The 23,521-nt window shown below is 73.3% G+C and carries 25 protein-coding genes; 5 read left to right on the top strand and 20 right to left on the bottom strand.

Features of this window, described 5'->3' with window-relative positions:
* The first annotated feature begins 161 nt into the window (after nt 1–161).
* Complete coding sequence (locus tag JT723_RS31065; protein ID WP_205048191.1) at nt 162–1,196, top strand: helix-turn-helix transcriptional regulator; 1,035 nt, start codon at nt 162–164, stop codon at nt 1,194–1,196.
* On the opposite strand, the gene JT723_RS31060 is transcribed toward JT723_RS31065, so the two are convergent.
* The 3 genes from JT723_RS31060 to JT723_RS31050 form a co-directional block, all read right to left on the bottom strand.
* On the bottom strand, nt 1,187–2,146 hold the full coding sequence (locus JT723_RS31060) for an SDR family oxidoreductase (protein WP_205048190.1): 960 nt from the start codon (nt 2,144–2,146) through the stop codon (nt 1,187–1,189). The genes JT723_RS31065 and JT723_RS31060 overlap by 10 nt on opposite strands.
* 631 nt (nt 2,147–2,777) lie before the next feature.
* Nucleotides 2,778–3,302: a hypothetical protein gene (locus tag JT723_RS31055; protein ID WP_205048189.1), complete on the bottom strand. Its 525-nt coding sequence runs from the start codon at nt 3,300–3,302 to the stop codon at nt 2,778–2,780.
* Nucleotides 3,303–4,089: 787 nt separating this feature from the next.
* Nucleotides 4,090–4,695: an SMI1/KNR4 family protein gene (locus tag JT723_RS31050; protein ID WP_240166471.1), complete on the bottom strand. Its 606-nt coding sequence runs from the start codon at nt 4,693–4,695 to the stop codon at nt 4,090–4,092.
* Between the two features lie 400 nt (nt 4,696–5,095).
* Between JT723_RS31050 and JT723_RS31045 the strand changes: the two genes are divergently transcribed.
* Entirely contained in the window at nt 5,096–5,749 is a 654-nt protein-coding gene (locus JT723_RS31045) for a GNAT family N-acetyltransferase (protein WP_205048187.1), read from the top strand.
* Nucleotides 5,750–5,764: 15 nt separating this feature from the next.
* On the opposite strand, the gene JT723_RS31040 is transcribed toward JT723_RS31045, so the two are convergent.
* The 5 genes from JT723_RS31040 to JT723_RS31020 all read right to left on the bottom strand — a co-directional run bounded on the left by JT723_RS31040 (nt 5,765) and on the right by JT723_RS31020 (nt 8,338).
* The gene (locus JT723_RS31040) at nt 5,765–5,932 is read right to left on the bottom strand and encodes a hypothetical protein (protein WP_205048186.1); all 168 of its coding nucleotides are present in this window, start codon (nt 5,930–5,932) and stop codon (nt 5,765–5,767) included.
* Nucleotides 5,933–5,993: 61 nt separating this feature from the next.
* Complete coding sequence (locus tag JT723_RS31035; protein ID WP_240166450.1) at nt 5,994–6,557, bottom strand: hypothetical protein; 564 nt, start codon at nt 6,555–6,557, stop codon at nt 5,994–5,996.
* Between the two features lie 54 nt (nt 6,558–6,611).
* Nucleotides 6,612–7,367, bottom strand: a complete 756-nt coding sequence (locus JT723_RS31030) for a tetratricopeptide repeat protein (RefSeq protein WP_205048185.1) — start codon at nt 7,365–7,367, stop codon at nt 6,612–6,614.
* Nucleotides 7,368–7,481: 114 nt separating this feature from the next.
* Entirely contained in the window at nt 7,482–7,694 is a 213-nt protein-coding gene (locus JT723_RS31025; protein WP_205048184.1) for a DUF4287 domain-containing protein, read from the bottom strand.
* A 134-nt stretch (nt 7,695–7,828) separates the two neighbouring features.
* Nucleotides 7,829–8,338 carry an SDR family NAD(P)-dependent oxidoreductase gene (locus JT723_RS31020; protein ID WP_251513910.1) on the bottom strand — a complete coding sequence of 170 codons (510 nt, stop codon included), beginning with the start codon at nt 8,336–8,338 and terminating at the stop codon, nt 7,829–7,831.
* Nucleotides 8,339–8,362: 24 nt separating this feature from the next.
* On the opposite strand from JT723_RS31020, the gene JT723_RS35575 reads away from it, so the two are divergent.
* Nucleotides 8,363–8,776 carry an MmyB family transcriptional regulator gene (locus JT723_RS35575; RefSeq protein ID WP_240166449.1) on the top strand — a complete coding sequence of 138 codons (414 nt, stop codon included), beginning with the start codon at nt 8,363–8,365 and terminating at the stop codon, nt 8,774–8,776.
* A gap of 63 nt (nt 8,777–8,839) precedes the next feature.
* On the opposite strand, the gene JT723_RS31010 is transcribed toward JT723_RS35575, so the two are convergent.
* The gene (locus tag JT723_RS31010) at nt 8,840–9,265 is read right to left on the bottom strand and encodes a hypothetical protein (protein WP_205048181.1); all 426 of its coding nucleotides are present in this window, start codon (nt 9,263–9,265) and stop codon (nt 8,840–8,842) included.
* 125 nt (nt 9,266–9,390) lie between these two features.
* On the opposite strand from JT723_RS31010, the gene JT723_RS31005 reads away from it, so the two are divergent.
* A complete protein-coding gene (locus JT723_RS31005) occupies nt 9,391–10,608 on the top strand; it encodes a glycosyltransferase (RefSeq protein ID WP_205048180.1) in 1,218 nt (405 codons plus the stop codon).
* Between the two features lie 90 nt (nt 10,609–10,698).
* On the opposite strand, the gene tpg is transcribed toward JT723_RS31005, so the two are convergent.
* The 6 genes from tpg to JT723_RS30975 form a co-directional block, all read right to left on the bottom strand.
* Nucleotides 10,699–11,256 (bottom strand): telomere-protecting terminal protein Tpg, encoded by a 558-nt coding sequence (gene tpg, locus JT723_RS31000; protein ID WP_205048179.1) that lies wholly within the window; start codon nt 11,254–11,256, stop codon nt 10,699–10,701.
* 6 nt (nt 11,257–11,262) lie between these two features.
* Nucleotides 11,263–13,584 carry a telomere-associated protein Tap gene (gene tap / locus JT723_RS30995; RefSeq protein WP_205048178.1) on the bottom strand — a complete coding sequence of 774 codons (2,322 nt, stop codon included), beginning with the start codon at nt 13,582–13,584 and terminating at the stop codon, nt 11,263–11,265.
* Between the two features lie 145 nt (nt 13,585–13,729).
* On the bottom strand, nt 13,730–14,665 hold the full coding sequence (locus JT723_RS30990) for a hypothetical protein (RefSeq protein WP_205048177.1): 936 nt from the start codon (nt 14,663–14,665) through the stop codon (nt 13,730–13,732).
* A gap of 169 nt (nt 14,666–14,834) precedes the next feature.
* Nucleotides 14,835–15,260, bottom strand: coding sequence for an Asp23/Gls24 family envelope stress response protein (locus JT723_RS30985; RefSeq protein ID WP_205048176.1), 426 nt, complete (start codon nt 15,258–15,260; stop codon nt 14,835–14,837).
* A gap of 264 nt (nt 15,261–15,524) precedes the next feature.
* A complete protein-coding gene (locus JT723_RS30980; RefSeq protein ID WP_205048175.1) occupies nt 15,525–16,685 on the bottom strand; it encodes an SPFH domain-containing protein in 1,161 nt (386 codons plus the stop codon).
* A 27-nt stretch (nt 16,686–16,712) separates the two neighbouring features.
* Nucleotides 16,713–16,946 carry an NfeD C-terminal domain-containing protein gene (locus JT723_RS30975; protein ID WP_205048174.1) on the bottom strand — a complete coding sequence of 78 codons (234 nt, stop codon included), beginning with the start codon at nt 16,944–16,946 and terminating at the stop codon, nt 16,713–16,715.
* A gap of 155 nt (nt 16,947–17,101) precedes the next feature.
* On the opposite strand from JT723_RS30975, the gene nhaA reads away from it, so the two are divergent.
* Entirely contained in the window at nt 17,102–19,009 is a 1,908-nt protein-coding gene (gene nhaA, locus JT723_RS30970) for a Na+/H+ antiporter NhaA (RefSeq protein WP_205048173.1), read from the top strand.
* A 13-nt stretch (nt 19,010–19,022) separates the two neighbouring features.
* Here the strand turns inward: nhaA and JT723_RS30965 are convergent, their stop codons facing one another.
* The 5 genes from JT723_RS30965 to JT723_RS30945 form a co-directional block, all read right to left on the bottom strand.
* On the bottom strand, nt 19,023–19,253 hold the full coding sequence (locus JT723_RS30965) for a DUF6296 family protein (RefSeq protein ID WP_205048172.1): 231 nt from the start codon (nt 19,251–19,253) through the stop codon (nt 19,023–19,025).
* 77 nt (nt 19,254–19,330) lie between these two features.
* Nucleotides 19,331–19,966, bottom strand: a complete 636-nt coding sequence (locus JT723_RS30960; RefSeq protein WP_205048171.1) for a response regulator transcription factor — start codon at nt 19,964–19,966, stop codon at nt 19,331–19,333.
* A 369-nt stretch (nt 19,967–20,335) separates the two neighbouring features.
* The gene (locus JT723_RS30955) at nt 20,336–21,598 is read right to left on the bottom strand and encodes a sensor histidine kinase (protein ID WP_251513908.1); all 1,263 of its coding nucleotides are present in this window, start codon (nt 21,596–21,598) and stop codon (nt 20,336–20,338) included.
* Nucleotides 21,599–21,605: 7 nt separating this feature from the next.
* Entirely contained in the window at nt 21,606–22,364 is a 759-nt protein-coding gene (locus JT723_RS30950; RefSeq protein ID WP_251513906.1) for an ABC transporter permease, read from the bottom strand.
* A gap of 32 nt (nt 22,365–22,396) precedes the next feature.
* Nucleotides 22,397–23,326 carry an ABC transporter ATP-binding protein gene (locus tag JT723_RS30945; protein ID WP_205048170.1) on the bottom strand — a complete coding sequence of 310 codons (930 nt, stop codon included), beginning with the start codon at nt 23,324–23,326 and terminating at the stop codon, nt 22,397–22,399.
* Nucleotides 23,327–23,521: the final 195 nt, after the last annotated feature.

The raw sequence follows: 23,521 nt of genomic DNA, 5'->3' as shown, positions 1-23,521 counted from the left end.
ACAGGGAGTCTTGCGAGAAGACAATGAACTGCGGGACACGGGCTGTGAACTCGGGGTTAATGGTGGCCGTGAAGTCGCCGTCGCCCTTGTGCTGTGCTACGGAGACCAGCCCTCGCGGGAGGCCCGGAACAACACGGCGGCGGGTCCGCGATCCTTGAACCATGCGTGCCGCCCGCCTGATCCGTATGGCGCTCCTCGTCCAGTCGAGCCCTGGACTGACCGCTGCCGCTCTTGCCCGCGAACTGGCCGTTTCCGAACGCACCGTGATCCGCGACGCCCAGGCACTGCAGGAGGCGGGCGTTCCCATCCGGTCAGAGCGCGGCCGCACAGGCGGCTACCACTTGGCACCGGGGTATCGGACCCGGCTGACCACGCTGCATCCCACCGAGGCAGAGACCCTCTACCTGTCGGGTCTGCCCACGGCCTTGCGTGATCTGGGGTTGTCGGGCGCGGCTGACACGGCCCGGCTGAAGCTGTCGGCCACCCTGCTCCCGTCACTGCGTGCGGCAGCCGAGTCGTCGGTGCGCCGCTTCCACCTCGACGCCCCGGCCTGGTTCCGCGAGCCGTCGGCACCGGAGCTGCTGCCGGAGCTGGCCCGCGCCGTGTGGTCGGACCGCACCGTCCAGTTGGCCTACGCGCGGCCGGGCCGCGACGGCGCGCCGCCCCGCAGGGTCAACCGCCTGCTGGAGCCGTACGGGCTCGTCCTGAAAGCGGGGGTCTGGTACGTCGTGGGCCGTGTCCCGGGGGAACGGCCGGACCCGGACGGCGCGTGGCGTACCTACCGCGTCGACCGCGTCACAGCGCTGTCCCCTGCTCCCGGCACCGACGAACACTTCGCCCGAGACCCGTCCTTCGACCTGACCGCTTACTGGCAGGACCACGCCGCCGGGTTCGCCAGGGCGCTGCTACGGGCGACCGTCACCGTGCGCCTGACCGAACGGGGCCTGCGCCTGCTGCCCACCGTGGCGGACCCGGCCGGCCTGGGCGAGGCGCTGGCCTCCGCGACCGCGCCGGACGCCGCCGGGCGTGTCACGCTCGACGTGCCGGTGGAGTCGCAGGACGTCGCCTTCACCCAACTGGCCGCGCTGGGTGCGGACATGGAGGTGCTGGCCCCGCAGAGCCTGCGCGCCCGCTTCCGCGAACACGCGCAGGCTCTTGCCGCCTTGTACGGCGCGGAACCGCAGGATCACCGGTAGTCGTCCGCCGAAGCGTCCTTCCCGCCGTACCTGACCTCCTCGATGTACGTCCAGGCGTCCGGCTGGCTGCCGTCGGTGTCCCGTACCCTGTAGGCCTTCGCAAGCTCTCCGCTGGAGGCGGACCTGCCGTTCCAGCGGGCGGCCCGGTCCGGATCGGCGGCGAGCGCGGCGACCGCGCGGGCGAGGTAGTACGGCGACTCGGCGATCGCGAAGTCCGGTTCCCGGGCCACAGCGTCGCGCCAGTTCTCCTCCGTCACGCCGAAGTGGGCGAGCATCTGCTCCGAGCGCAGGAAGCCGGGTGTCACCGCGACCGCCGTGCCCCCGTACTCTGCCAGTTCCTGGCCCAGCCCGAAGGCGATCCGGATCGGGGCGTTCTTCGCCAGGTCGTAGTAGAGGTTCTCGCGGTAGCGGCGGTTGGATGCCGCCGTGCCGTCGGTGACCTCCACGTGCAGCGGCGCCTGCGATCGGACCAGGAGCGGCAGGGCCAGCGCCGCGGTGATCACATGCGAACGCACGCCCAGCTCCAGGATGCGCAGCCCGTCAGCGAGCGGCGTCTGCCAGCTCTTCTTTCCGAAGACGGAACCGACAAGCAGATGCTCGCCACCCCACAGATCGTTGACGAGGATGTCCAGCCGCCCCTGTTCGCGGTCGATGCGCTCGACCAGGGCGCGTACCTGGTCCTCGTCGAGGTGGTCGGTGGGGACAGCGATGCCAGTGCCGCCGACCGCCGTGACCAGCTCCGCGGTCTCCTCGATCGTCTCCGTGGTCCTGCCGACCTCGCTGACGTGCTCGCGGGTGGTGCGGCCGGTGGCGTAGACGATGGCGCCGGCACGGCCGAGTTCGACCGCCAGGGCACGGCCAGCGCCCCGGGTGGCCCCGGCGACAAGCGCGATCCGGCCGGCAAGCGGGTTGTCCTGACCGACATGCTGGGTGCTGATGTTCTTGTCCATGCCACCACGGTGCACGCCAAAGGTGACAGTTCACGTCACCCTTTCCGTCCGTGTGGGTCCCCCGCGCGCCCCGGCCGAGTCGCGGCCCGGTCTGACGGCGCGTGCCGATGGCCTTCGCATGGGACAACGAAGCTCTGCTCGTCGACGGGGAGAGGACTGCAACCGGCTCTGGAGCGTCCCGCTCGCTGACACCAGCACAACCACGGACCTCCTCCAGGACCACAGCGTCGTCGGCTCAACGGCATCACCCTCACCACCGGCCTTACCCACCGTGGCCAGCTCGCCACCACTGCCGCTGGCGACCGTGATCATCAGGTGCGTACAGCAACCTCGTCGAGGCCGGCGCCTCCGTGCCGACCCAGCGGGGCGAGGCCACGGCAAATGGGCCGCGTACCTGCGGGCCGCCCGCCAGTTCCACGCCCGCGAGGCCACCTGAAGGCGCCCCGCAAGCGCATCGAAGAAGCCGACGGGGCGCCGTACAAGCTCGGCATGCGCTGGTAGGGCAGCACGGCAACGGGCCGGGCACGGACCCCGTCGTGGGGTCCGTGCCCGGCCCTTATGTGCCGCCGTGTGCTCCCGGGGTGAGAAGGCGCCCGGGGGCGGACGATCCGGAGTTCGGTGAGAAACGGCCCTAGTCCCAGTAGTTGCTGGTGCCGACCGGGTAGACGAGGTCGTATGTCTTGATCTTGGACGACGAGAAGCCGTACTTGTCGAAGACGCTCTGGCTCGTGATCCAGCGGTAGTAGCCGAAGTACGAGTCCCAGATGTAAACGGCCGGGTTGCCCGTCACCTTGACCAGGTCCGGGGCGTACATCGGGTGGACCTGGCCGGTGAGGCAGCTGTTGAGGACGCTCGCGCTGTAGGTGACGATGCCGGAGTAGCTGCTCCACAGCCCGCTGTAGTCCGAGGCGTCCGGGAAGTAGTACACGACGTGGTTCGGGCCCACCAGGTAGACGGTGGCGTAGTCGGGGTACTTGAAGCGCTGCCCCTCGGTCGGGCACGAGGTCGCCGCCGGCGACGCGGTGCCGGCCCGGGTCGAACTGGACGTAGCCGCGGTCGTCCTCTGTCCTGTCGCGGCGGACGCCGGGACGGACGTCACGATGGCCAGGCCCCCCGCCAGCACAGCACCGGTCAGGGCAAGAGCCGCTCTCCGCATGAAACGCATGGAATTCCCCCTCGATGCCGCCGGGACATCCAGCGGCGGCATCCACTATGTGAGGTGGCGAAGATCGCCGCAGCCCCCAATCCGGTCACCATGGCCACCACCTGCCAGGCGGTCCGGTCCGCTTCCGCACACCTCCTGCAACCTGGGAATTCATCCTCCGTCCACCCGGGCGTACCCGCCCAACCCGCACGATTGCCGCCAGGTTGGACCAGCGGGTAGAAGGGCGGCCCTGACCAGCACGGGAACGGGTGCGAGGATTGTGGCGCCATCATCCCGAACACGGCCGAAATACCCCACTTGGCGCAATTGCGCCATCCGTGGTTGAAAAGTCCGCCACCCGGCTCGCTTGCGGACCGAACCCGCCTCCAGCCTGCGCGGACTCCACACCAGCCCCGGCCCGGCACGCCCCTGGGCCGGCCGACCCGGAGCCCTAACGGCCTGCAGAGCGGATAGAAGCTGCACGGCGGGCGCGGCGCCGCCGCGGTGCACCCCGCCTCGAACCCCTCACCCGTCTGCGCCATGCGCCGGTGCCCCCGGTGCGGTCCACGGGGCGCCCTGACCGCACCGGACCAGGTTCCTCGTCCCCGATGCCTCCGCCAGATCCTCACCCTGGCGCCGAGCGCCGAGCGCCGTGGGGCGAGGGCGAACCTGACGGCTGCTGCCTGCAGGCGCGGAAACCTTCGCCGACCGGCACTGCGAGCGCCCGGCCGACGTTCCACCGACCGCGGCAGGCCCGTTGTGAGTCGACCGCGCGTTCGGGACGGTCGCCGCCGCGAGATCAGGTCCTGGGCAGGAAATCCCGCCAGAACGAGACGGTCGCCTGCGGGCGCCAGTCGTCGGGGGTGTGGGCGTCGAAATCGTCGAACTCGTGGTTGACGTAGTCGACCAGGTCATTGCCGTAACAGATCATGTCGGTGCCCCACACCGAGAGAACCGGGTGGCCGTGGGAGCCATGGCCGGCAGGGAGAAAGCGATGCCCGTAGACGGGAACGAGCTTGGGGACCCGGGCAAGCAGCGCCTGAGCTTGCCGAAGGGCCTCGTCGGCATCCTCCGGACGCTGCCCCCAGCTCGGATGCCAGTAGCCGCGTCGGACCGACAGGGCAACGCCCTCCACGGGCCACTCAAGCCGCTCTCGGAGTCCTTCGGGGTCGCCGTTGCGCCAGTCCGGCCACGGCTTCTCCCACGTGTCCCCCTCTTCGGGCGGCTGACTGACCGGCAATCCCGACGCCAGGAAAGCCCGGTGGTCGTCGGCAAACTCGATGCCGTACTCCTGCTCAATACGCTGGAACTCGATCTCACTCAGTCCCGGCGCTGTCTCGCAGCAGTCCGCAGCGGCGAGAAGGCGCGCTGCTTCGATCCCCAGCTTCATCCCATCCGGCTTCATCACCTTGGGACAGTACTGGTCCCGCCATCTGAGCGTGGAGTCCTCCTCCAGCCTCCTGCAGAAGGGCGTCCTCGACCCCCGGCAACGGACCACCCGCCAGGAACTGCGGATCGCCATCGTGACCTGGATCGAAAGGACCCACGGCGCCAGCGAGCAAGGACTGCTCGACCGTAGTTGTTCGTACCGGCAGCCCGGTCCGACTCCGCGCCGGTCGGCGTGCGGCCCAGGCTCGTCTCGGCCACCCGGCGAGGAGGACCGACGCCACGCCAGACGCGGTACGATGGTAGCCGGCACCAGCAGGCCGTCGACCGACAGCGGCCACGACGATGCACCCACCCGATCCGCGGCCCGCGGGAAAAACCGGGTGCGGTGGGGGTGGTGGACTGGCTAGCGTCCCGGGGTGGCCTTTACCTATCCGCCGTTGAACGTCGAGATCCGCACACCGCGGCTGACGCTGGCCGGTGCGAGTGACGAGTTGCTGGAGCGGCTCGTGCCGATCGTGCGGGGCGGGATCGCCGACGCGGAGCCGTGGCCGTTCGACGACCCGATCTCCTTCTACGCCGACAGCCCCGAGCGCGAGTGGCGGTGGATGCGCGGGATCTGGGGCGGGCGGTCGCGGATGAGTCCGGACGCCTGGCGGCTGTACTTCGCCGTGCTGGTCGACGGTGAGGCAGTCGGCATGCAGGACCTCATCGCCACGGACTTCACGCGGTTCGGCACCGTGTCCAGCTTCTCCTGGCTCGCGCCCGGCCGCCGGGGGCAGGGGCTCGGCTCGGAGATGCGGGCGGCGATCCTGCATCTGGCCTTCGCCGGGCTCGGCGCGCGGGAGGCGGGCAGCGACGCCTTCACCGACAACGCACCGTCCAACCGCGTCTCCCAGCGCCTGGGTTACGAGCGCAACGGCACCGACTGGGACAGCCGCCGCGGCCAGCCCGCGCAGATCCAGCGGTGGCGGCTCACCCGCGAGGTGTGGGAGCGCAACCGGCGCGACGACATCCAGCTCGGCAACGTCGCCGAGTGCCTGCCCGTCCTCGGCATCACGCCGGAGGGCTGACCCGGCAGGGCGGGTTCAGCCCTCCCCGTTCGCCGGGTCCAGGTCCTCCTCCCGGCCCTCCGCCAGACGCGCCCGCAGCGCGGTGGCCTCGGCCTCCAGCAGCACGATGCGCTTACGCGCGAAGTCCAGCTCCACCACCGCGTCCTGGAACTCCGCCACCAGTTCCTCAGGGGTCAGCTCCATGCCCGCCCCCCCGCTCAGGCCGGTGCGATGCGGGTGACGGTGCCGTTCGAGCCGCGCCACATCAGGGCGCCGCCCGCCGCGTAGAGCGCCCCGCCTCCTGCCGCGTCGCCGCCTGCCGGTGCCGCGGCGGCGTCCCCGATACGGACGACGCCCCCGACCAGCAGGCCGGCCGGTGCACCGGGCTGCTGGACGTCGGCCCCTGTGTCGCGGTCACGAAGATGCCCTGCGCCGCTGTGCCTGCCGTCTGCAGGTCGATCGAGAGCCCCGAGGCCGACGCGTCCGACCCGTCCGCACGACCCACGTGGGCGATCTCCACCGACCCGCGGCCGGACTCCACGCCCCGCACATACACCGCCGACGTGCCCGGATTGTCGGAGATGACGTTCAGCGCCGCGCCCGAGCCGGATTCGCCGGCCTGGTAGACCGTCACCGCGTGCTCGGAGACCGAGGTGGTCTTGAAGAAGCCTGTCCTGACATCGGAATCCGCGGTGAATCCCTCCGCGCTGACCTGACCGGGAAAGACCGTCACCCCGTCGTCCGCGGCCGCCGGCGCCACTCCGCCGACCGCCACCGACGCCGCTCCCGCGGTGAAACCCCCCACGAACAGCCGCCGCCCCAGCCCCATGCCCCAGCCCCTCCGCACTTGCTGTCACCGGCCGCACGGCCGCACCGCATCTCATCAGACGCTGTCCGCGGGGGTGGTTCTGGCGAGGCCGTCTGTGGCCTGGCGGAGGATATCCGGGTTGGAGCGGGTGCCGATCTTCGCGGCGTGCGCGTACTTCTCGTTCGCCGCCGGGAGGTCGCCGGAGGCCTCCGTGCACCGGGCGAGGTGGATCAGGCTCCAGCCGGCCAGGGTGTCGTCACCCGAGGCCAGGCCGGCCTGTGCGGCAGCCGCGTAGTGCTGCTGCTCGCGTGCGGGGTCGGATTCCGCACATGCCAGCTCCGCCAGCTGGTGGTGCGTCCACCCGGCGGCTCCGTAGGACCCGTGGGCCTCGGCCATCTCCACGCACTGCTCGAAGTAGTCCTCGGCCAGCGGGACGTCGCCGCGTTCGCGGTGGCAGATACCAAAATTGTGCAGGCACCAGGCCTTCAGGTGCTTGTCGCCCGTCTCGTCGGCGATGCGGTCGGCCCGGGTGAAGAACCGCAGTGCCGTCCCGTGGTCGTCCTGCCGGGTGCGGCAGGAGCCGAGGCCGTACCAGGCCCAGCCCTCCTGCAGCCGGGAGCGGTACTGAATGGCCAGGTCGAGAGCCGACCAGTAGTAGTCCTCCGACCTTTCCAGCTCGCGTGCCTCGCGCTCCTGCGTCCCCTGCTCCAGCAGGCTGGCGATCTCCCGCCGGTGCTCGGCCTGTTGCGGCCCGGGCTGCGGCTCCCCCGTGCGGCCGCCGGCCATCCCGCCCGCCGCGCCCTGCACCGTCAGACCCAGACGTACGTCCACCGTGTCCCCCGTTCCGCTGCGCGCCGCCCCGCGGCGCCGGTAGCCATTCTGACCCCGGCCCGGCCCCGGCGGTAGCCGCCGTACGCGTGGTCCGAGGCGGACCTGGCCGTCGTGTCAGTTGCCGCGGGGCTGGGCGAGGGTGTGGGCGACCAGGGCGTTGGCGTGGCCGTGGCCCAGGCCGTGTTCCGACGTGAGCCAGGCGACCAGCTCCATGTGCCGGGTCAGCGGCGAGGCACGGATGAGGTCCGTCCACTCCGCGATCGGGCGGCCGTACTTCTTCTCGATCGAAGGGAAGTAGCTCGCGGGGCCTTTCACCGGGGTGCTCATCCTGGGTCTCCTGCCTGTCCTGTCGCCGTCGGCCGAGCGGGCACACCGCCCGCGCGCGCTCGCGTCACCAGGTCAGACGGCAACGGCCGGAGAAACTCATCGCCGGAGCGCGAAGTTCCCGGAGATCGGCGCACTCAGGGGCGGGCCGGGGCCTCCGGGAGCGGCGGGAAGGACGCCCAGCGGGCCAGTTCGTCCAGGCGGGCCTGGAGGGAGGCGCGGATGTGCTCGACGGCGTCGGCTCCCACCGCCAGGCGCAGCGGTGGGGTCTCCAGGGCGCTGACGGCCATGATCGCGTCCGCCACTGCTGCGGGGTCGCCGAACGCCTCCGGCGGGAGGGCGGCGAAGTGGGCCAGGAAGGCGCCGACGGTCGGTGCGTAGACCTCGTCGGGGGCCACGACGTGCAGGCTGGAGGCGAACTCCGTGGCGAAGACTCCAGGTTCGTTGATCGTCACCTTGACGCCGGTCGGCGCCAGCTCCTGCGCGAGCGCCTCGCTGAACAGCTCCACGGCGGCCTTGGAGGCGGCGTACAGGCCGGCGGACGGCCAGGCGAACTGGCCGATCAGCGAGGAGGTCTGCAGGACGCGGCCCTGCGAGGCGCGCAGCGCGGGCAGCGCGGCGCGCAGGACCGTGAGGTTGGCCAGCACGTTGGTAACGCCGCCCGCTGGGTCATGCTCGACGAGACCGCGCGCTCGCTGTTCGCCGACAGCTGGGAGACCGTCGCCGCGGTCTTCGTCGGCATCCTGCGGATGGACGCCGCCCGGCATCCCGACGACACGCGGACCGCCGAGCTGGTGGGTGAGCTGTCCATGAAGAGTGAGACCTTCCGCCGCTGGTGGGCCCGCCACAAGGTGGTCAGGGCGGGCCACGACGTGAAATCGCTGCGGCATCCGGTCGCGGGCCGGCTGACCCTGCGCACCGAGGCGCTGACCTTCCCCGACGACCCGGACCAGACGCTGTTCGTCTTCCTCGCCGATCCCGGGTCGCCCTCGGACGAGGCCCTGCGGATGCTCGCCGCCTGGGCCGGCGGCCAGGGCCGGCAGGACGCGGTCAGGAATCCCGAAAGGTCCGGGCCGCCCGGGTGACGCCCGGGGGACACCTCGTGCGCGGTGAGCGGCATCGGCCGTACGGGTCGTCGGGCGGGTGGCTCAGTCCTGGGTGGAGTCGCGGGGCTCGGGCGCCCCGAAGGTCACCGGGCCCACATTGCCCGCCTGGATCACCGGGCCGTGCTGGACGCCGCCGCTGATCACGTTGTGGACGTCCCCCGTGCGCTGGCCTGAGCCGCCGGGGGGCAGGTCGTCGAGGATGGCGCGCAGTTCGGCGGCGGCGGAGGGGTCGGCCGCCAGGGCGCGGCGCAGCCGGATACGCCACATGGCCTCGACGTCCGCCTGGCCCACGGCGGGCAGTTCCTCGCGGGAGGTCTCCAACTCCCCCTCGACCGCCGTCTCCTCGCCGCCGCGGCGGGCGAAGAACGCCACCACCCGGTCGCGTACCTGCGCCCACGCGTCGCCCGCCATCTGCTCCACGACCGCCGTGGCGCCCGCCGCAGCGAGCGCCGCCACCTCGGCGTCCATCCGCACCACCCCCGCAGTCCTGCGCAGTTGCCAACGTACAGCGCCTCGGGGGACTTGCCGCAAGGCCCTCCTCGGACAGCAGAATTGCCGGGAGAGCTGTTACCTGACAAGACAGGAGTTGCAGAATGCGTGTGTTGTTGTCGACGTACGGATCACGCGGCGATGTCGAACCGCTGGCGGCGCTCGCGGCGCGATTACGCGAACTCGGCGCGCAGGTGCGAATCTGCGTGTCCCCTGACGAGGTCTTCGCCGAGCTGCTGGGCAGGGTCGACGTGGAAGTGGTGACCGTCGGCAAGCCGAAGGTCGCGCTCTCCGAGCCGTCGCAGGAGTCGCAGGCCGCCCAGCGCGCGGCCGAACTGGCCGCGCAGTACGACACGGTCGTCGCGGCCGCCGAGGGCTGCGACGTCCTCCTTGCGACCGGCCTTGCCCACTTCTCCTCGCGGTCGGCGGCCGAGAAGCTCGGCATCCCTTATGTGTACGCGACCTTCAGTCCGCTCATCCTGCGGACGCACCACCAACCGCCGCCGCTCCTGCTGCCTGGCCAGACACACCCGCCGGGAGTGACCGACAACCGGGCGCTGTGGGACCTGCACGCCCAGACCCTCACCTCGCTGTACGGCGAGGCGCTCAACAACCACCGCGCCTCGGTCGGGCTGCCGCCGGTGGAGAACGCCTACGACTTCGCTTTCACCCGCCGGCCGTGGCTGGCCTCCGACCCGGTTCTCGGCCCGTGGCCGGAGACCCCTGATCTCGACGTCGTGCACACGGGTGCGTGGATCCAGCCGGACGAACGCCTGCTGGCGGACGACCTGCTGGCCTTCCTCGACGCGGGTACGCCGCCGGTCTTCGTCGGCTTCGGCAGCACCCAGGAGGTCGCGGCGGACGCCGCGAAGGTGTCGATCGGGGCGATCCGTGCGCACGGGCGCCGGGCGATCGTCGGGCGCGGCTGGGCGGAGCTGGCCAGGATCGATGACGGGGCCGACTGCTTCGTCGTCGGCGAGGCCAATCTGCAGGTGCTGTTCGGCAGGGTGGCCGCGGTCATGCACCACGGCGGCGCGGGCACCACGACGATCGCCGCCCAGGCCGGGGCGCCGCAGGTGGTGGTGCCGCAGGCGGTGGACAACCCGTACTGGGCCGCGCGGGTCGCCGACCTGGGCATCGGTGCCGCGCACGACGGCCCGACGCCGACCACCGAGTCCCTGACGGCGGCGCTGGCCACCGCCCTCAGCCCCCGCACCCTCGCCCGGGCGCGGGCCGTGGCGGGCAGCATGCACACCGACGGGGCAGAGGTGGGCGCGAAACTCCTGCTCGAAACCGCCGCCGGAGGCGCGGTCGGCCGCTGACTCCCGCCTTCGCGCCGACCTGCTGCCCGCGGCACGGCGGGCAGCAGGTCACGGGCCGGCCGGCCCTCCACCACCGGCCTCGCGGCCGGATCAGAAGTCCAGTTCGACGTAGTCGATGTCGGTGAACTCGACCGACAGGTCGTGGGCGCGGCGGCCGTGGTCCTTGAAGTAGGCCTCCTGGAGGCCCTCGGCCGCGATCTGGCGCAGCTGCTGCTCGGTCGCGCCTGCCGCCTGGGCGTCGAAGAGGCGGGCCGCGTAGGACGGGGGGAGGTGCTGGGTGACGCGGCGCAGGCGGGCGTCGTCGGTGCTGCCGGGGGCCGCGGTGAAGCCGAAGCGCGCCCGGGTCTCGATCACGATGCCCGTGGCCGTGGCGGCCTGCTTCTTCGCCCGCTGCTGGACCCTGGGCTGCCAGGCACGGCGCACTTCGGCCTCCAGGCGGGCGGCCAGTTCCGGGCGCGGGCGCAGCAGGGTGCCCTTGACGTAGCGCTCGACCGTGCGCTGGGTGATGCCGAGGCGCGCTGCCACCGCGCGGGTCGAGCCGCGCTCGGCCTTCACCAGGAAGCGCATCCGCGCGCCCGCGGACTTCGGGATCGGGCGGGTCGCGGTGTTGGCGGCCGCGCGCCGCAGTGCGTCCTCGATCTCGCCCACGGCCGGCTACTCCCCGTCGTCCTGTGCGCCGTCGCCCTTGATGTGGCGCGCCGGGTTGTACTGCTGCTCCATCAGCTCCACCGCCCAGAACAGCGGTTGGGTCCCCTCGTGCTTGACCATGCCGGGTGAGACGCCGAGCCGGAAGGTGCCGGGCGCCGGCTTGCCGTCCGTACCGTACGGGAGGACGTCGAGCGGGGACGGCCCGGGCGAGGGGTAGACCGCGCAGTCCGACAGCAGCGCGACCGGCAGCAGCGCGTCGTCGCCGAACACCACGGACCCGGCGGGCGGCGGTCCCGACTGGGTGGCCAGGGCGGTCCTGACGAGCTTGCGGTGCATGTTCACCCGGGCCGCGGCGATCACCGCGGCCCGGATGTCGGGGCGCCAGGTGGGGCGCTCCAGTGCGGGCCAGCGCTCGCCCGGCCGGTACCCGGCGCCCTGCGGGCGCTCGCGGAGCTTGCCGATGCCGCCCTTCACCGTCGACTTGACCGCCGACAGCACCGCGGCCATCCCGGGGTCGCCCTGCTTGTGGCGCTCCATCGCGGTGAGGAAGTCGTACGGGGACAGGTCCGCGGTCACCCCGAGGTCGGCCATCGTCAGCTTGTACGCGTCGGTCAGGTGCTTGTACCAGGGGTCCAGGTACGGGCCGGCCTCGCGGCGTACGTAGGCCTCGGCCGGGCGGACCTCCACGGGCAGGCCGAAGGTGTCGACCAACTCCTGGGCGTAGGCGACGGTCGGCGTCGCATACCAGGCGGGGCCGGTCGGGCGCCCGCCGTGCGGGGTGAAGGGCGATGGCAGCCGGGGGTCGGTCTCGATGCCTGACAGGTCCACCAGCCAGCAGCCGGGCACCGACTTGTCGAAGCGCGGCGCCCTGACGTGCTCGGGTCCCGACAGGCCGACGACCAGGCGGTTGGCGGCGGCGAGGAAGGCGGTGTTCACGTCGACGCCGACCGCGAAGGGCTTGGCGCACTCGGCGTCGGTGAGCAGGTCGGCGCCGCGGATCCAGTCGAAGGCCTCCTCGTCCAGGACCTCCGCTTCGTCTCGCTGGTGGGCGCGCGGGTGGAGCGCGGCCACCACCGGGTGCTCGTCGGGTGCCTCGGGCGGCGCCGGGTCGAAGGCCCGGGTGAGCGAGCCGGGAACAGGCCCCGGCACCCAGGTGCCCGTCGCCTCGTCCTTGACCGCGCGGGTCGGCGGGCGCAGCGCGGACATCAGTTCGAGGCCGGCGACCGCGGTGGAGCCGCGGGGGGTGAGCACCCGGGCCGCGTACGCGGTCAGCACCCGGGCCAGTTCGGCGGGCGGAAGTTCGCCCGCACTCCCCCACGCCCGGGCGTCCAGGGCGTCCCAGGGCAGCACGGCCAGTTGGACGCAGCGGCGCTCGCCGCCGCTCGCGGGCCGGTAGACGCGTGCCCACGGGCCGAAGCCCCTGCGGGTGAGCTGCCACTTGGCCCGGGCGATCTGCCGCACGACCTTGTGGTCGTCCGGCAGCCGCATCTGCCGGCGGTCCGCGAGCCGCTCGGGCAGGCCGAGCCGTGCGGCGGCGCCGGCGGTGAGCACGACCAGCGGGTCGGAGTCCTTGCCCGAGCGGTGCAGTCGGGCCGCGCCGAGCCTGGCTTCGGCGAGCGTCCACTCGACGAGATCCGGCACGCTCGCCGCGGGGCACGGCAGCACCAGGCCGCCTGCGCAGTACAGCGACCCGTCGCCGTCCAGAACGCCGAGCGGGCCGTTCACGAAGCGCGGGTCGGTGGCCGTACCCGTGGCGGCGGCGGGCTTGCGGGGCTGGGTGCGGCGGGCCAGCTGGGGCCTGGCCGCCGACCTCGGCCTGGACGGGGACGCGGGTGCGGCGCGGGGGGCCTCCGCAACTGCGGGCTCGGGTACGGCGGCGGGTGCTGTGGGTGCGACGGGTTCGGCAGCCGGTGTCGGCGCCGGCTCGGGCGCTCGCGGGGCGGCAGGGGTTGCGGGTGCTGCTGCTTCGGCCGGCGCTGGTGCCGGGTCGGGGGCCGGCGGGGCAGCGGGTGCTGCTCGTACGACCGGCCGCACGGCCGGGGCGGGTTCGGGGGCCGGCGGGGCGGCGGGGGCCGGGAAGCGGGTGGCGAGGCCTTCGAGGAGGCGGGCGTAGGCGGCGCGCTGCGGCGGGCGCGGGTCGGTCCTGCCCGACTCCCAGTTGCCCACCGCCTCGCGGCGGGTGTCGACCGCGGCGGCGACCTGGGCCTGGCTCAGCCCCGCGGCCTCGCGCAGCCGCCGGCGCTCGGCGGGCGGCGGCAGCGCCTCGGCCGCCGCGACCTCGTCGAGCAGCGCGTCCACCGCGCTGAACAGCTCGTCCTCTGTGGGCATCACCCACCTCCGCGCGCCAACCTAGCAAGAACCGCGCACCGGATCGCACGCGAATCGCACGAAGGGCGGGCGGGCTGCCGCACATGCGCGGCTCCCCCCCGTCCCGTGCGGGACCGGAGGGAGCCAGGGGTGGGTCAGGCGCGGGTCAGGCGCGGTCGGGCGGCGGTGCCGCCGGGCGGAGCGGGCGCAGGGTGCGCAGGGTCGCCGCGGCCGACAGGGCCAGGGCCGCCAGGGCCGCTGCCGCGCACACCGCACGGGCCACGCCCGCGCCCGCAGGGGCGGCGGCGACGCTGTGGACCAGGGTGGGCGAGGTGCCCAGTGCCGCGGGCAGCAGGTGGGCGAGCAGCACCGCCACCGCGGCAGCAGCCGCGAGCGCCCACGCCCACAGCACGTCGCGTACGGCGAGCAGGACGCCCGCCGCGACGCAGACCACGGCGAGCGCGGCGGATACCGCGTCGGTGTACGTCCCGGCGCGCAGCCCTGCCGCGTCCGCGGGCAGTTGGAGCAGGCCGACCGCCAGCAGCAGCGCGACGGCGGCCCAGCGCAGGGCGGGGTGCGTACGGCGGGCCGCCGTACGCGGCTGGGGCTGCCTGACGGCCACGGCGGTGGACGGGACCTGAGCGGCGGAGCCCAGGGTGCCCGTGGCGGCGGGTGAAGCCGGACCAGGGGCCGGCGAGAGGTCCTGCGTGTCCGGGGAGTTCCGCCCGTCAGCGGGGTCCTGCGCGTCCGGCGAGTCGAGGATGCCGGCGAGTTCGGCGACGTCCTCGATCGGGCGGCCCACCGCCGCCGCACGCAGGGTGGTGGCGGCCTCCCCCGTGCTGTTCGGGGACTCGCTCAGCAGCGCCACGAGCTGGCGTACGTCGCCCACCGGGCGGGCGACCGCCGCGGCGCGCAGGGCCTCGTCGCCGTCGTTGGAACGGCGGCCCCTGGAGCGGGTGTTGCGCTTGAGCAGGCCGACCAGGGCGGCGACCTCGGACAGCGGACGGGAGGTGGCTGCCGTCCACAGCAGGGTGCGTATGGGTTCCTCGCGCTTGGAAGTGGCGGGTTCGTCGTCGCTTGCGGGGTGGGATGGGGATGACATGGCGCGGCTCCCTTTGCCGACGTGCCACGGGTGAGCACACACCGTGCGGGGTTACTGTGCGCCCTTATGGGCGCACGCTTTGTTACATAGCACCCCTGGTCGGCCGTCTGCGCCATCCGGGGCAGCCCAAAAGGGCCATCCGGGTGCGCGGCGGGAGCCCGCGTCCAGGTCAGCGGACCCGGGACTCCTCTTCCTCGTTGTCCTCGCCCGGTACGTAGACGTCGCGGACGTTGACGTTGATCTCGACGACCTCAAGGCCCGTCATGCGCTCCACGGCGTTGGCGACGTGGGAGCGGATCTGGGCGGCGGCGTCGGCGATCTCGGTGCCGTAGAGGACGACGACGTCGAGGTCGACCGCGGCCTGCTTCTCGCCGACCTCGACCTTGACCCCGCGGGTGAAGTCGGTGGAGCGGGAGACCGTGTCGCGTACGGCGCCCATCGCGCGGGAGGCGCCGCCTCCCATGGTGTGGACACCGTCGACCTCGCGGGTGGCGATGCCGGCGATGACCGCCACCACGGAGTCGGCGATGGTGGTCTTGCCGCCGACGTCGCTGCGGCGGCTGGAGACGGACCTGGACGCGTTCTCGTTCGCCATGGGAACACCCCTTAGCTGGGACAGCTGGATCGTCGTACCGGGCCGGGCAGTTCGCCTCGTGCGGCGGTACCTCGCGGGGCCTTCGCGCGTTCGGTGCCCGGCGGGCGGGCGTCCGGCGCGGACAGGGAGTCCGGCCCTCTCGTTCCACTGTGCGTCCGGTGCTGCGGGGGCGCCACTCGCAGCGCAAGCAGCCTGCCGGGGGACGTGCGGACGCCGCCGGGCACAAGGCCTCGGCGGCGTCGTCGACGGGTGCCTGGGGGCGGGTCAGTCGATGTCGACGCGCCCCTCGCCCGCCTTGCCGCGCCCGCGCACCTCGACCTCGCCGGAGGGGGTCCCGGCGGCGCCTTCCGAGCCGAGGTTCTTGCGGACCGAGTCGAGGATGGTCAGGCCCTGGCTGACCAGGCCCGCGGCGATCTCGCTGAGGCCGTCGGCGCCGTTGAGGACGTTGACGTTCGCACCGGACAGGCCGGCCGCGGCCTCCTTGACGATCTGCGGGAGCTGGTCGATGAGCATCCGGTCCAGGGCGACCCGGTCGTGCGAGGCGGCAGCGGCGGCCTGGATGCGCATCCGCTCGGCGTCGGCGACGGCGAGCACCCGGATGCGCTCGGCCTCGGCCTCCGCGGGCTTGACGATCTCGGCGACCAGCTGCTGCTGGCGCAGTTCTGCCGCCCGCAGCGCCAGTTCGGTCTGCGCGGCGAGCACCTCCTGCTGGGCGTGGGCCTGGGCGAGCGGCCCCGCCTGGGCGGCCTGCGCCTGGGCGCGGTCGACCTGGGCGGTGTACTCGGCCTGCACGACGGCGGTCTGCCGGGCGTACTCGGCCTGGTTGCGGGCCGCGGCCTGCTGGGCCTCGACGGAGGCCTGGGTCGCCTGGGCCTGGGCGATCTGCGCCTGCCGCTGGATGGCGGCCTTGTGCGGGGCGGACATCGCCTCGATGTAGCCGGTGTCGCCGTCGTCGATGGACTGGATCTGCAGCGAGTCGACGCTGAGGCCGATCTTGGCCATCTCGGTCTTGGAGGTCTCCAGCACCTCGGTGGCCAGCTTCTGCCGCTCGGTGACGATCTCCTCGACGGTCATCGAGCCGATGATGGACCGCAGGTGTCCGGCGAAGATCCGGCCGGTGAGGATCGACATCTGGTCCTGGTCGGACAGGAAGCGCTGGCCGGCGTTGACGATGCTCTCGTGGTCGTTGCCGACCTTGAAGGCGATGACGGCCTTGACGGTCAGCGCGATGCCCTGCCGGGTCACACAGGTCTCGGCGACCTCGGACTCGCACATCGCCAGGGTCAGGAACCGGGTCTTGCGGAAGACCGGCAGGACGAACTTGCCGTGCCCGGTGACCACGCGGAAGGGCGCGCCGCCGAGTCCCCGGCGGCCGCCGGAGATCAGCATCGCCTCGTCGGGGGCGGGTACGCGATAACCGAACATCGTTGACTTCTCCTTCGTCTGCGCGGCTCAGCCGGCCGGGGCTTCCAGCGGGTCGGCCCACTCGATCACGTCGACCTGGCGCGTGCCGCGGGAGTCCACCACCAGCACCGTGGCGCCTTTGGGCAGCGGATCGTCGGACCACGCGAGGAACGCCTCGGTGCCGCCCCTGACCCGTACCAGGACCTCTCCGGGCCCCTGTGCGCCGCGGGTGCCGACCAGCAGCTCCCCCGTGCAGCCGATCACGGCATCGTCCCGCGCCATCACCGGCCGCCCCCTCGTCGTCGTCCAATGTCCGGCCGCTCCCATCCTCCCACCAGGGGGCTGCCTGCGGATACGTGTCCGCCTACCGGGTCGGCGCGCCGCGGCGGGCCGTTACGTGTCAGGGTGTCGCTCATAGTCGAACAGCGGGAGGCTGGATGTTCCGGGGCTTTGCCACGCCCTTGACAGGTCGCACAGAGCGGAACCGCTCCGGCACGTCGTCGCCGTGGGCGTACATCCGTACCGAGACCGGCAGTGCGGCGGTGCTGCTGGCCGCGACGCTGGCGGCGCTGGCGTGGGTGAACATCGCGCCGGGCAGCTACACCTCGGCGTGGGAGACGCACCTGTCGGTGCGGCTGGGGTCGCACGGTATCGACATGGACCTGCGCGAGTGGGTCAACAGCGGGCTGATGACGCTGTTCTTCCTGGTCGTGGGCCTGGAGGCGCGGCGCGAGTTCGACATGGGGGAACTGCGGGACCGGCGGCGCATCCCGCTGCCGCTGCTGGCGGGGATCAGCGGCATGGTCGTACCCGTCGCGATCTACCTGGCGGTGAACGCGGGCCGGTCCTCGGCGCACGGCTGGGGGACGGCGATGTCGACCGACACCGCCTTCGCGCTGGGCATGCTGGCGCTGCTGGGGTCGCGGTTCCCGCGGCGGCTGCACACCTTCATCCTCACCGTGGCGGTCGTCGACGACTTCGTGGCGCTCGCCGTGATCGCGGTGGCCTACAGCGAGCACCTGTCGTGGACGCCGCTGCTGATCGGGGTGGGCGCCCTGGTGGTGGCCGCGCTGGTGCGCAGGACGGGGACGCGGCGGGGGGTGGTGTACGCGCTGTTCGGGATCGTGGCGTGGGGCGCCTTCCTGCAGTCCGGGGTGGACCCGGTCGTGGTGGGTCTGATCATGGGCATGCTGTCGTACGCCTACCCGGCCTCGCGGGACGCGCTGGAGCGGGCGAGCGGGCTCTTCCGGTCCTTCCGCGAGCAGCCGACGCCGGACCTGGAGCGGGAGGCGCGGCAGGGCATCGCCTCCGCGCTGTCGCCCAACGACCGCCTGCAGCGGCTCTACCACCCGTGGAGCAGCTATGTGATCGTGCCGCTGTTCGCGCTGGCCAACGCCGGCATCAAGATCGACGGGTCGCTGCTGTCGAGCGCCTTCACCTCGCCGATCACACTGGGCATCCTGCTCGGCTACGGACTGGGCAAGCCGATCGGTGTCGTGGGCGCGTCGATGCTGGCGACGCGGCTGAGCGGGGGGCGGATGCGCCCGCCGGTCGGCTGGGGTGCGGTGGCCGGCGGCGGGACCATCGCCGGGATCGGCTTCACCGTGTCGCTGCTGATCGCGACGCTGGCTTTCGACGGGCGGCAGCTGGACCAGGCGAAGATCGGCGTGCTCAGCGCGGTGGTCTTCGCGATGCTCGCGACGTCCCTGGTGGCGCTGGTGACCTCCCGGCTGCCCAAGGAGCGCAGGGCGCGGGCACTGCTGGGCACCGCGGAGTCGGTCGTGGACCTGGCAGAACCGGTGGACCCCGGGCGCGACCACGTCCGCGGGCCGCTGGACGCACCCGTGACGGTGGTGGAGTACGGCGACTTCGAGTGCCCCTACTGCGGGCAGGCAGAGGCGGTGGTGCGCGAGCTGCTGTCCGACTTCGGCGACGTCCGCTACGTGTGGCGGCACCTGCCGCTGACCGACGTGCACCCGCATGCGCAGCTGGCCGCGGAGGCGGCGGAGGTCGCGGGGCTGCAGGGGGCCTTCTGGGACATGCGCGACCGGCTGTTCGAGAACCAGGACCGGCTGGGGGTCAAGGACCTGCTGGCGCACGCCGAGGAGCTGTCGCTGGACGTGGTCGCCTTCCGTGAGGCGCTGCGCGGGCGGCTGGGGGCCTCGCGGGTGGAGCGGGACGTGGAGTCCGCGGACCTGAGCGGGGTGTCCGGCACGCCGACCTTCTTCATCAACGGGCGGCGGCACCACGGGGCCTACGACATCCAGAGCCTGTCGGCAGCGGTGGTCGCCGCACGTGACCGTGCGGTGCTGATCGACGGTGCCGGCCGCGGCAGCGCCCACTGAGTGCCGGGCGCGGTCAGCGGCGTACGCAGCGCACCGCGAGGGGGATGTCGGGTGTCTGGTGGCCGCCGCTTGCGACCATGCGGACCTCGCCGTCCGCGCTGATCTCGGCGCGGACGATGCCGGTTTCGTCCTGGTAGATGGGGTAGCCGCCGGCGCCGGCCCGGTCGGTGCGGTGGACCAGCACCGCGTCGTCCTCGACGGCGGCGGCGTGGAACACCAGCTCGTACGTTTCCGGATAGTCCATGGCTGCCTCCCGGCCTGGGCTGCCGGTCCCTTTCATCATCCCCCGCTCCGGGCGGCGGCGCCTGCGGGCGGGGGATGTCAGTCGAGCAGGCCCGCCTTGTACGCGGCGGCCACCGCCGCGGCGCGGTCGCGTACGCCGAGCTTGGCGTACAGGTGCAGCAGGTGGGTCTTGACGGTGGCCTCGCTGATGAACAGGCGGTGCGCCGCCTCCTTGTTGGTGGTGCCGGCGGCGACCAGGCGCAGTATTTCCAGCTCGCGTTCCGTCGGGGTGGTCTCGGGCGGGGCGGGGGCCGGGGTGCGGACGTGGCCGAGGATGCGGCGGGCGACGGTGGGGGCGAGGACGGCCTCGCCGCGGTGGGCGGCGTGCACGGCCCGTACGAGTTCCTCGCGGGGGGCGTCCTTGAGGAGGTAGCCGGTGGCGCCGGCCTCGATCGCGGGCAGCACGTCGGCGTCGGTGTCGTAGGTGGTCAGAACCAGCACGCGGATGTCGGGGGCGCGCTCGGCGAGCAGCCTGATCGCCTCGACGCCGCCCATGCGCGGCATCCGCAGGTCCATCAGCACGACGTCGACGGCGAGGGCGGCGGCCCGGTCGACGGCTTCGCCCCCGTCGGCGGCCTCGCCCGCGACGGTGAAGTCCGGGTCGCCCTCGAAGACGCCGCGCAGGCCGTCGCGGACGACGGGGTGGTCATCGACGATGAGCAGGCGAATGGTCACACGCCATTGTCCCTCGCGGGACGCGGGCGGCGGCCGTCCGCTCTCCGCCGGGACGCGGCGTACGGTCAGGTGCTCTTCCCGGCCGGGCGGGCGGTTTCGCGTCGTGCACGGCCGCCGGACGGGGGCGCCGCTGCTTTGCCGCGGACGCGGCAAAGGGTCACACGCCTCTTCCTTCGCGGGATGCGGGCGACGGTCACCCGTCTGCGTCCGGTGGCGGCGGGCAGTCACGCGCGCGCTCCGCCGAACGTGGCGGGCGGTCATGTGTCGTGGACGGCCAGCGGACGCGGCAGGCAGTCCGGCGCGGCCCGTCGGCCGCCGGACGCCGCGAGAGCTCGCGCGTCGTGAGCGGCCACGGGACGCGGCGCAGGGTCACGCGTCGCCGGCTGCGGGATGTGCCGGGGTTTGCGTGGTGGCCGGGACGCTGGCGCTCAGGGCGGTGCCGTCGCCCGGGGCGGTCTCGATCTCCAGGCTGCCGCCGACCTGGTGGAGCCGGCGGCGCATGGCGGTCAGGCCGTAACTGTCGGCCGCGGGGGCGCTGTCGAAGCCCGTGCCGTCGTCCAGCACGTCGAGCATCACGACCTCGTGGGTGTAGGAGAGCGTGAGTCCCGCGCGGGAGGCGGCGGCGTGCTTGGCGATGTTGGCCAGGCCCTCCTGTGCGGTGCGGAAGAGCGCGACCTCCACCGGCGGCGGCAGCGGTACGGGGCTGCCGGTGACCTCGACCCGGACGGTGACCCCTGAGGTGCGCGACCAGCGCCTGGCGAGGTCGTCCAGGGCGCCGGGCAGGTGGGCCGCCTGGTCCAGCGGTCCTGGGCGCAGCGCCTGCACGGAGCGGCGGGCCTCGGCGAGGCTGTCCCTGGCCAGGGTCCTGGCCAGTTCGCGGTGCCGGGCGCGGCGTACGGGGTCGGCGTCGAAGCGTTCCGCGGCCTCCAGCTGGGTGACGATGCCGGTCAGGCCCTGCGCGAGGGTGTCGTGGATCTCGCCTGCCATCCGCTGCCGCTCGTCCAGGACGCCGGCCTCCCGGGCCTGGGTGACCAGTTGGGCGTGCAGCCCGGCGTTCTCCTGCATCGTCTCGCGCAGCCGGCGGTTGGCCTCGGCCAGTTCGCCGATCGTCTCGGCGCGTCTGCGGCTGCGCTGGTCCTCCTCGATGCCCTGGTAGGTGATGACGCCGGCGAAGACCACGTTCACCACGACCAGGCCCGCGTAGACGCCGAGGGTGCCGCCGTGCAGGTTGGCGACGCCCCCGACCTGCGTGGTCGCCATCAGGGCCGCGTTGACCGCGACGGCCGGCGCCCACAGCGGGCGGGGCAGCAGCGCGACCTGGAGGTAGCCGGTGAAGCCGAAGAAGCCGAAGAGCGGGCTGAGGGTGACCAGCGCGGCGATGAGGACGAGCAGCCCGGCGACGAAGACGACGGCCCTGGCGCGCTGCCCTTCGGGGGCCGGGTAGGGGACGTGCATGAAGGACAGCCACAGGGCGGTCGCAACGGACAGCCCGCAGGCCTGCGCCATGTGGGCCGCGGTGTGCGGGCCAAGCGCGAGGGCCAGCACCAGGGAGACGGCCAGCCCGACGAAGGGCAGCTGCCGCTGGAGCTGCTGGAACCGCACGTCGGGGGCGTCGTCTCGCACTGCCGTCACCCGTCCATCATTCCCAACGGAACAGCCGGGCGGCCAGCAGGCTGCCCAGCACCGTGTACGCCGCGAGCACCGCGAGGTGCGCCCACAGGGCGCCGCGGCCGTCCCAGGCGGCCATGACGGCGCCGAAGGGCACGTACTGGCCGATCTCCTGCACGGAATGCGGCAGTTCGGCCAGCGGCAGGTACAGGCCGCTGAAGAAGAAGTTCAGCACCATCATCGGGACACCCATGCCGCTCGCGGCGGACGAGGTACGGGCCAGGGCCGCTGCGACCAGGCCGACGGCGAGCACCGCGGTGGTGCCGAGCAGGAAGGAGGCGACGACGGCGCCGGGTGAGGCCGGGGCCTTCACGTGGTAGACGAGGCTGCCGACGACGGTGATCACGGCGACGCCCGCCGCGGCGAGCGCGGCGATGACGGCCAGCAGGGCGGCGAGCATCCCGGCCGCCGGGACGGGGCTGACCGACAGCCGGCGCAGGAAGCCCTTCTCGCGGTGGTCGGCCATGGTCACGGGCAGTGCCGTGCAGCCCAGGAACAGCGGCACCATGGCGGCGATCGTCGGCACGTAGACGTCCAGGACGCTCCTGCCGCCGAGGTCGTCGTCGGCGGTGCGGAAACCGGGGATGTTGGCGAAGACGACGAGCAGCAGCAGCGGGAAGGCGAGCCAGACCAGGGCGGCGGGCGCGCGCAGCAGCAGCCTGGCCTGGGTCGCGGTCAGGGTGCGGAAGCCGCGGGCGGTCATACGGGGCGGGGCGGTGGTGGCGGTCACGGTGTCTCCTTCGAGGCGGGGCGGGTCGGCGGTCAGCGGGTGCCCGCGGGGCCGGGCTGCGGGTGCTCGCGGCCGGTCAGGGCGATGAAGGCGTCGTCGAGGGTGGCCTGGTCGACCCGCAGGTCGGCGGCGATGACCTGGCGCCTGGCGAGCAGCGAGGTGACGGCGACGACGAGGTCGCCCGTGCCGGTGACCTCCAGCTGCGGGCCGCGCCAGGTGACGGCGGTGACCTCGGGCAGCGCGCGCAGCGTGTCCTCGTCCAGCGGCGCCGACGGGCGGAAGCGCATCCGCTGCTGCTGCCCGGCCCGCCGGGCCAGGCCCGCGGGGGTGTCGAGGGCGACCACCCGCCCGGCGTCGATCAGCGCGACCCGGTCGCACAGCCGCTCGGCCTCCGCCATGAAGTGGGTGACCAGCACGACGGTCACGCCCTCGGCACGGATCTGCTCCACCAGTTCCCAGGTGGCGTGGCGGGCGTGCGGGTCGAGGCCGGTGGTCAGCTCGTCCAGGACGACCACCCTGGGCCGGCCGACGACGGCCAGGGCGATGGCCAGCCGCTGCTTCTGCCCGCCGGACAGGGTCCGGTAGGGGGCGGCGGCCTTGGCCGCGAGGCCGAGGCGGTCAAGCAGCGCCGGGATGTCGGCCGGGTCGGGGTGGAAGGACGCGAAGAGGTCGAGGGCCTCGCGGACCCGCAGCTTGTCCGGCAGCCCGCTCTCCTGCAGCTGCACGCCGAGCACCCGGCGTACCGCGTCCCGTTCGGTGCGCGGGTCCAGGCCGAGGACGCGCAGCCGGCCGCGGTCGGCGGGCCGCAGCCCGGACAGGCACTCGACCGTGGTGGTCTTGCCCGCGCCGTTCGGGCCGAGGATGCCGAAGATCTCCCCCTCGCCGACGGTGAAGGACACGTCGTCCACCGCGATGTCGCCGCCGTAGCTCTTGTGCAGGTGCTCGACCTCGATGACCGCCATGCCCCTGGCCCTTTCCGCTGCGTGGTGCGGGGCCGGTGCCGGCCCCCGCGGGGGCGCTGTGCCGCCCGTGCGAGCAGGCTCCCGCGCGGGGCGGCCGCCGCGGATCGGCCACGGGGGTGCGGTGCCGCGGCGGACGGTGGACCGCGGGGTCAACCGATCGGTTGATGCGGCCCGGTGCGCCGGGCGTGGAGCGGC

This window comes from Actinacidiphila bryophytorum (assembly GCF_016916835.1).
GTDB lineage: Bacteria > Actinomycetota > Actinomycetes > Streptomycetales > Streptomycetaceae > Actinacidiphila > Actinacidiphila bryophytorum.
Note: the sequence above shows the minus strand (reverse complement) of the source record. Positions and strands in the feature narration are given on the sequence as shown.

What these genes read in the sequence shown, in the direction of transcription:
- JT723_RS31065 (WP_205048191.1), top strand. Translation starts at nt 162, where the DNA reads ATGCGTGCCGCCCGCCTGATCCGTATGGCGCTCCTCGTCCAGTCGAGC.
- JT723_RS31060 (WP_205048190.1), bottom strand. Translation starts at nt 2,146, where the DNA reads ATGGACAAGAACATCAGCACCCAGCATGTCGGTCAGGACAACCCGCTT.
- JT723_RS31055 (WP_205048189.1), bottom strand. Translation starts at nt 3,302, where the DNA reads ATGCGGAGAGCGGCTCTTGCCCTGACCGGTGCTGTGCTGGCGGGGGGC.
- JT723_RS31050 (WP_240166471.1), bottom strand. Translation starts at nt 4,695, where the DNA reads ATGAAGCCGGATGGGATGAAGCTGGGGATCGAAGCAGCGCGCCTTCTC.
- JT723_RS31040 (WP_205048186.1), bottom strand. Translation starts at nt 5,932, where the DNA reads ATGGAGCTGACCCCTGAGGAACTGGTGGCGGAGTTCCAGGACGCGGTG.
- JT723_RS31035 (WP_240166450.1), bottom strand. Translation starts at nt 6,557, where the DNA reads ATGGGGCTGGGGCGGCGGCTGTTCGTGGGGGGTTTCACCGCGGGAGCG.
- JT723_RS31025 (WP_205048184.1), bottom strand. Translation starts at nt 7,694, where the DNA reads ATGAGCACCCCGGTGAAAGGCCCCGCGAGCTACTTCCCTTCGATCGAG.
- JT723_RS35575 (WP_240166449.1), top strand. Translation starts at nt 8,363, where the DNA reads ATGCTCGACGAGACCGCGCGCTCGCTGTTCGCCGACAGCTGGGAGACC.
- JT723_RS31010 (WP_205048181.1), bottom strand. Translation starts at nt 9,265, where the DNA reads ATGGACGCCGAGGTGGCGGCGCTCGCTGCGGCGGGCGCCACGGCGGTC.
- JT723_RS31005 (WP_205048180.1), top strand. Translation starts at nt 9,391, where the DNA reads ATGCGTGTGTTGTTGTCGACGTACGGATCACGCGGCGATGTCGAACCG.
- tap (WP_205048178.1), bottom strand. Translation starts at nt 13,584, where the DNA reads ATGCCCACAGAGGACGAGCTGTTCAGCGCGGTGGACGCGCTGCTCGAC.
- JT723_RS30990 (WP_205048177.1), bottom strand. Translation starts at nt 14,665, where the DNA reads ATGTCATCCCCATCCCACCCCGCAAGCGACGACGAACCCGCCACTTCC.
- JT723_RS30985 (WP_205048176.1), bottom strand. Translation starts at nt 15,260, where the DNA reads ATGGCGAACGAGAACGCGTCCAGGTCCGTCTCCAGCCGCCGCAGCGAC.
- JT723_RS30980 (WP_205048175.1), bottom strand. Translation starts at nt 16,685, where the DNA reads ATGTTCGGTTATCGCGTACCCGCCCCCGACGAGGCGATGCTGATCTCC.
- JT723_RS30975 (WP_205048174.1), bottom strand. Translation starts at nt 16,946, where the DNA reads ATGGCGCGGGACGATGCCGTGATCGGCTGCACGGGGGAGCTGCTGGTC.
- nhaA (WP_205048173.1), top strand. Translation starts at nt 17,102, where the DNA reads ATGTTCCGGGGCTTTGCCACGCCCTTGACAGGTCGCACAGAGCGGAAC.
- JT723_RS30965 (WP_205048172.1), bottom strand. Translation starts at nt 19,253, where the DNA reads ATGGACTATCCGGAAACGTACGAGCTGGTGTTCCACGCCGCCGCCGTC.
- JT723_RS30945 (WP_205048170.1), bottom strand. Translation starts at nt 23,326, where the DNA reads ATGGCGGTCATCGAGGTCGAGCACCTGCACAAGAGCTACGGCGGCGAC.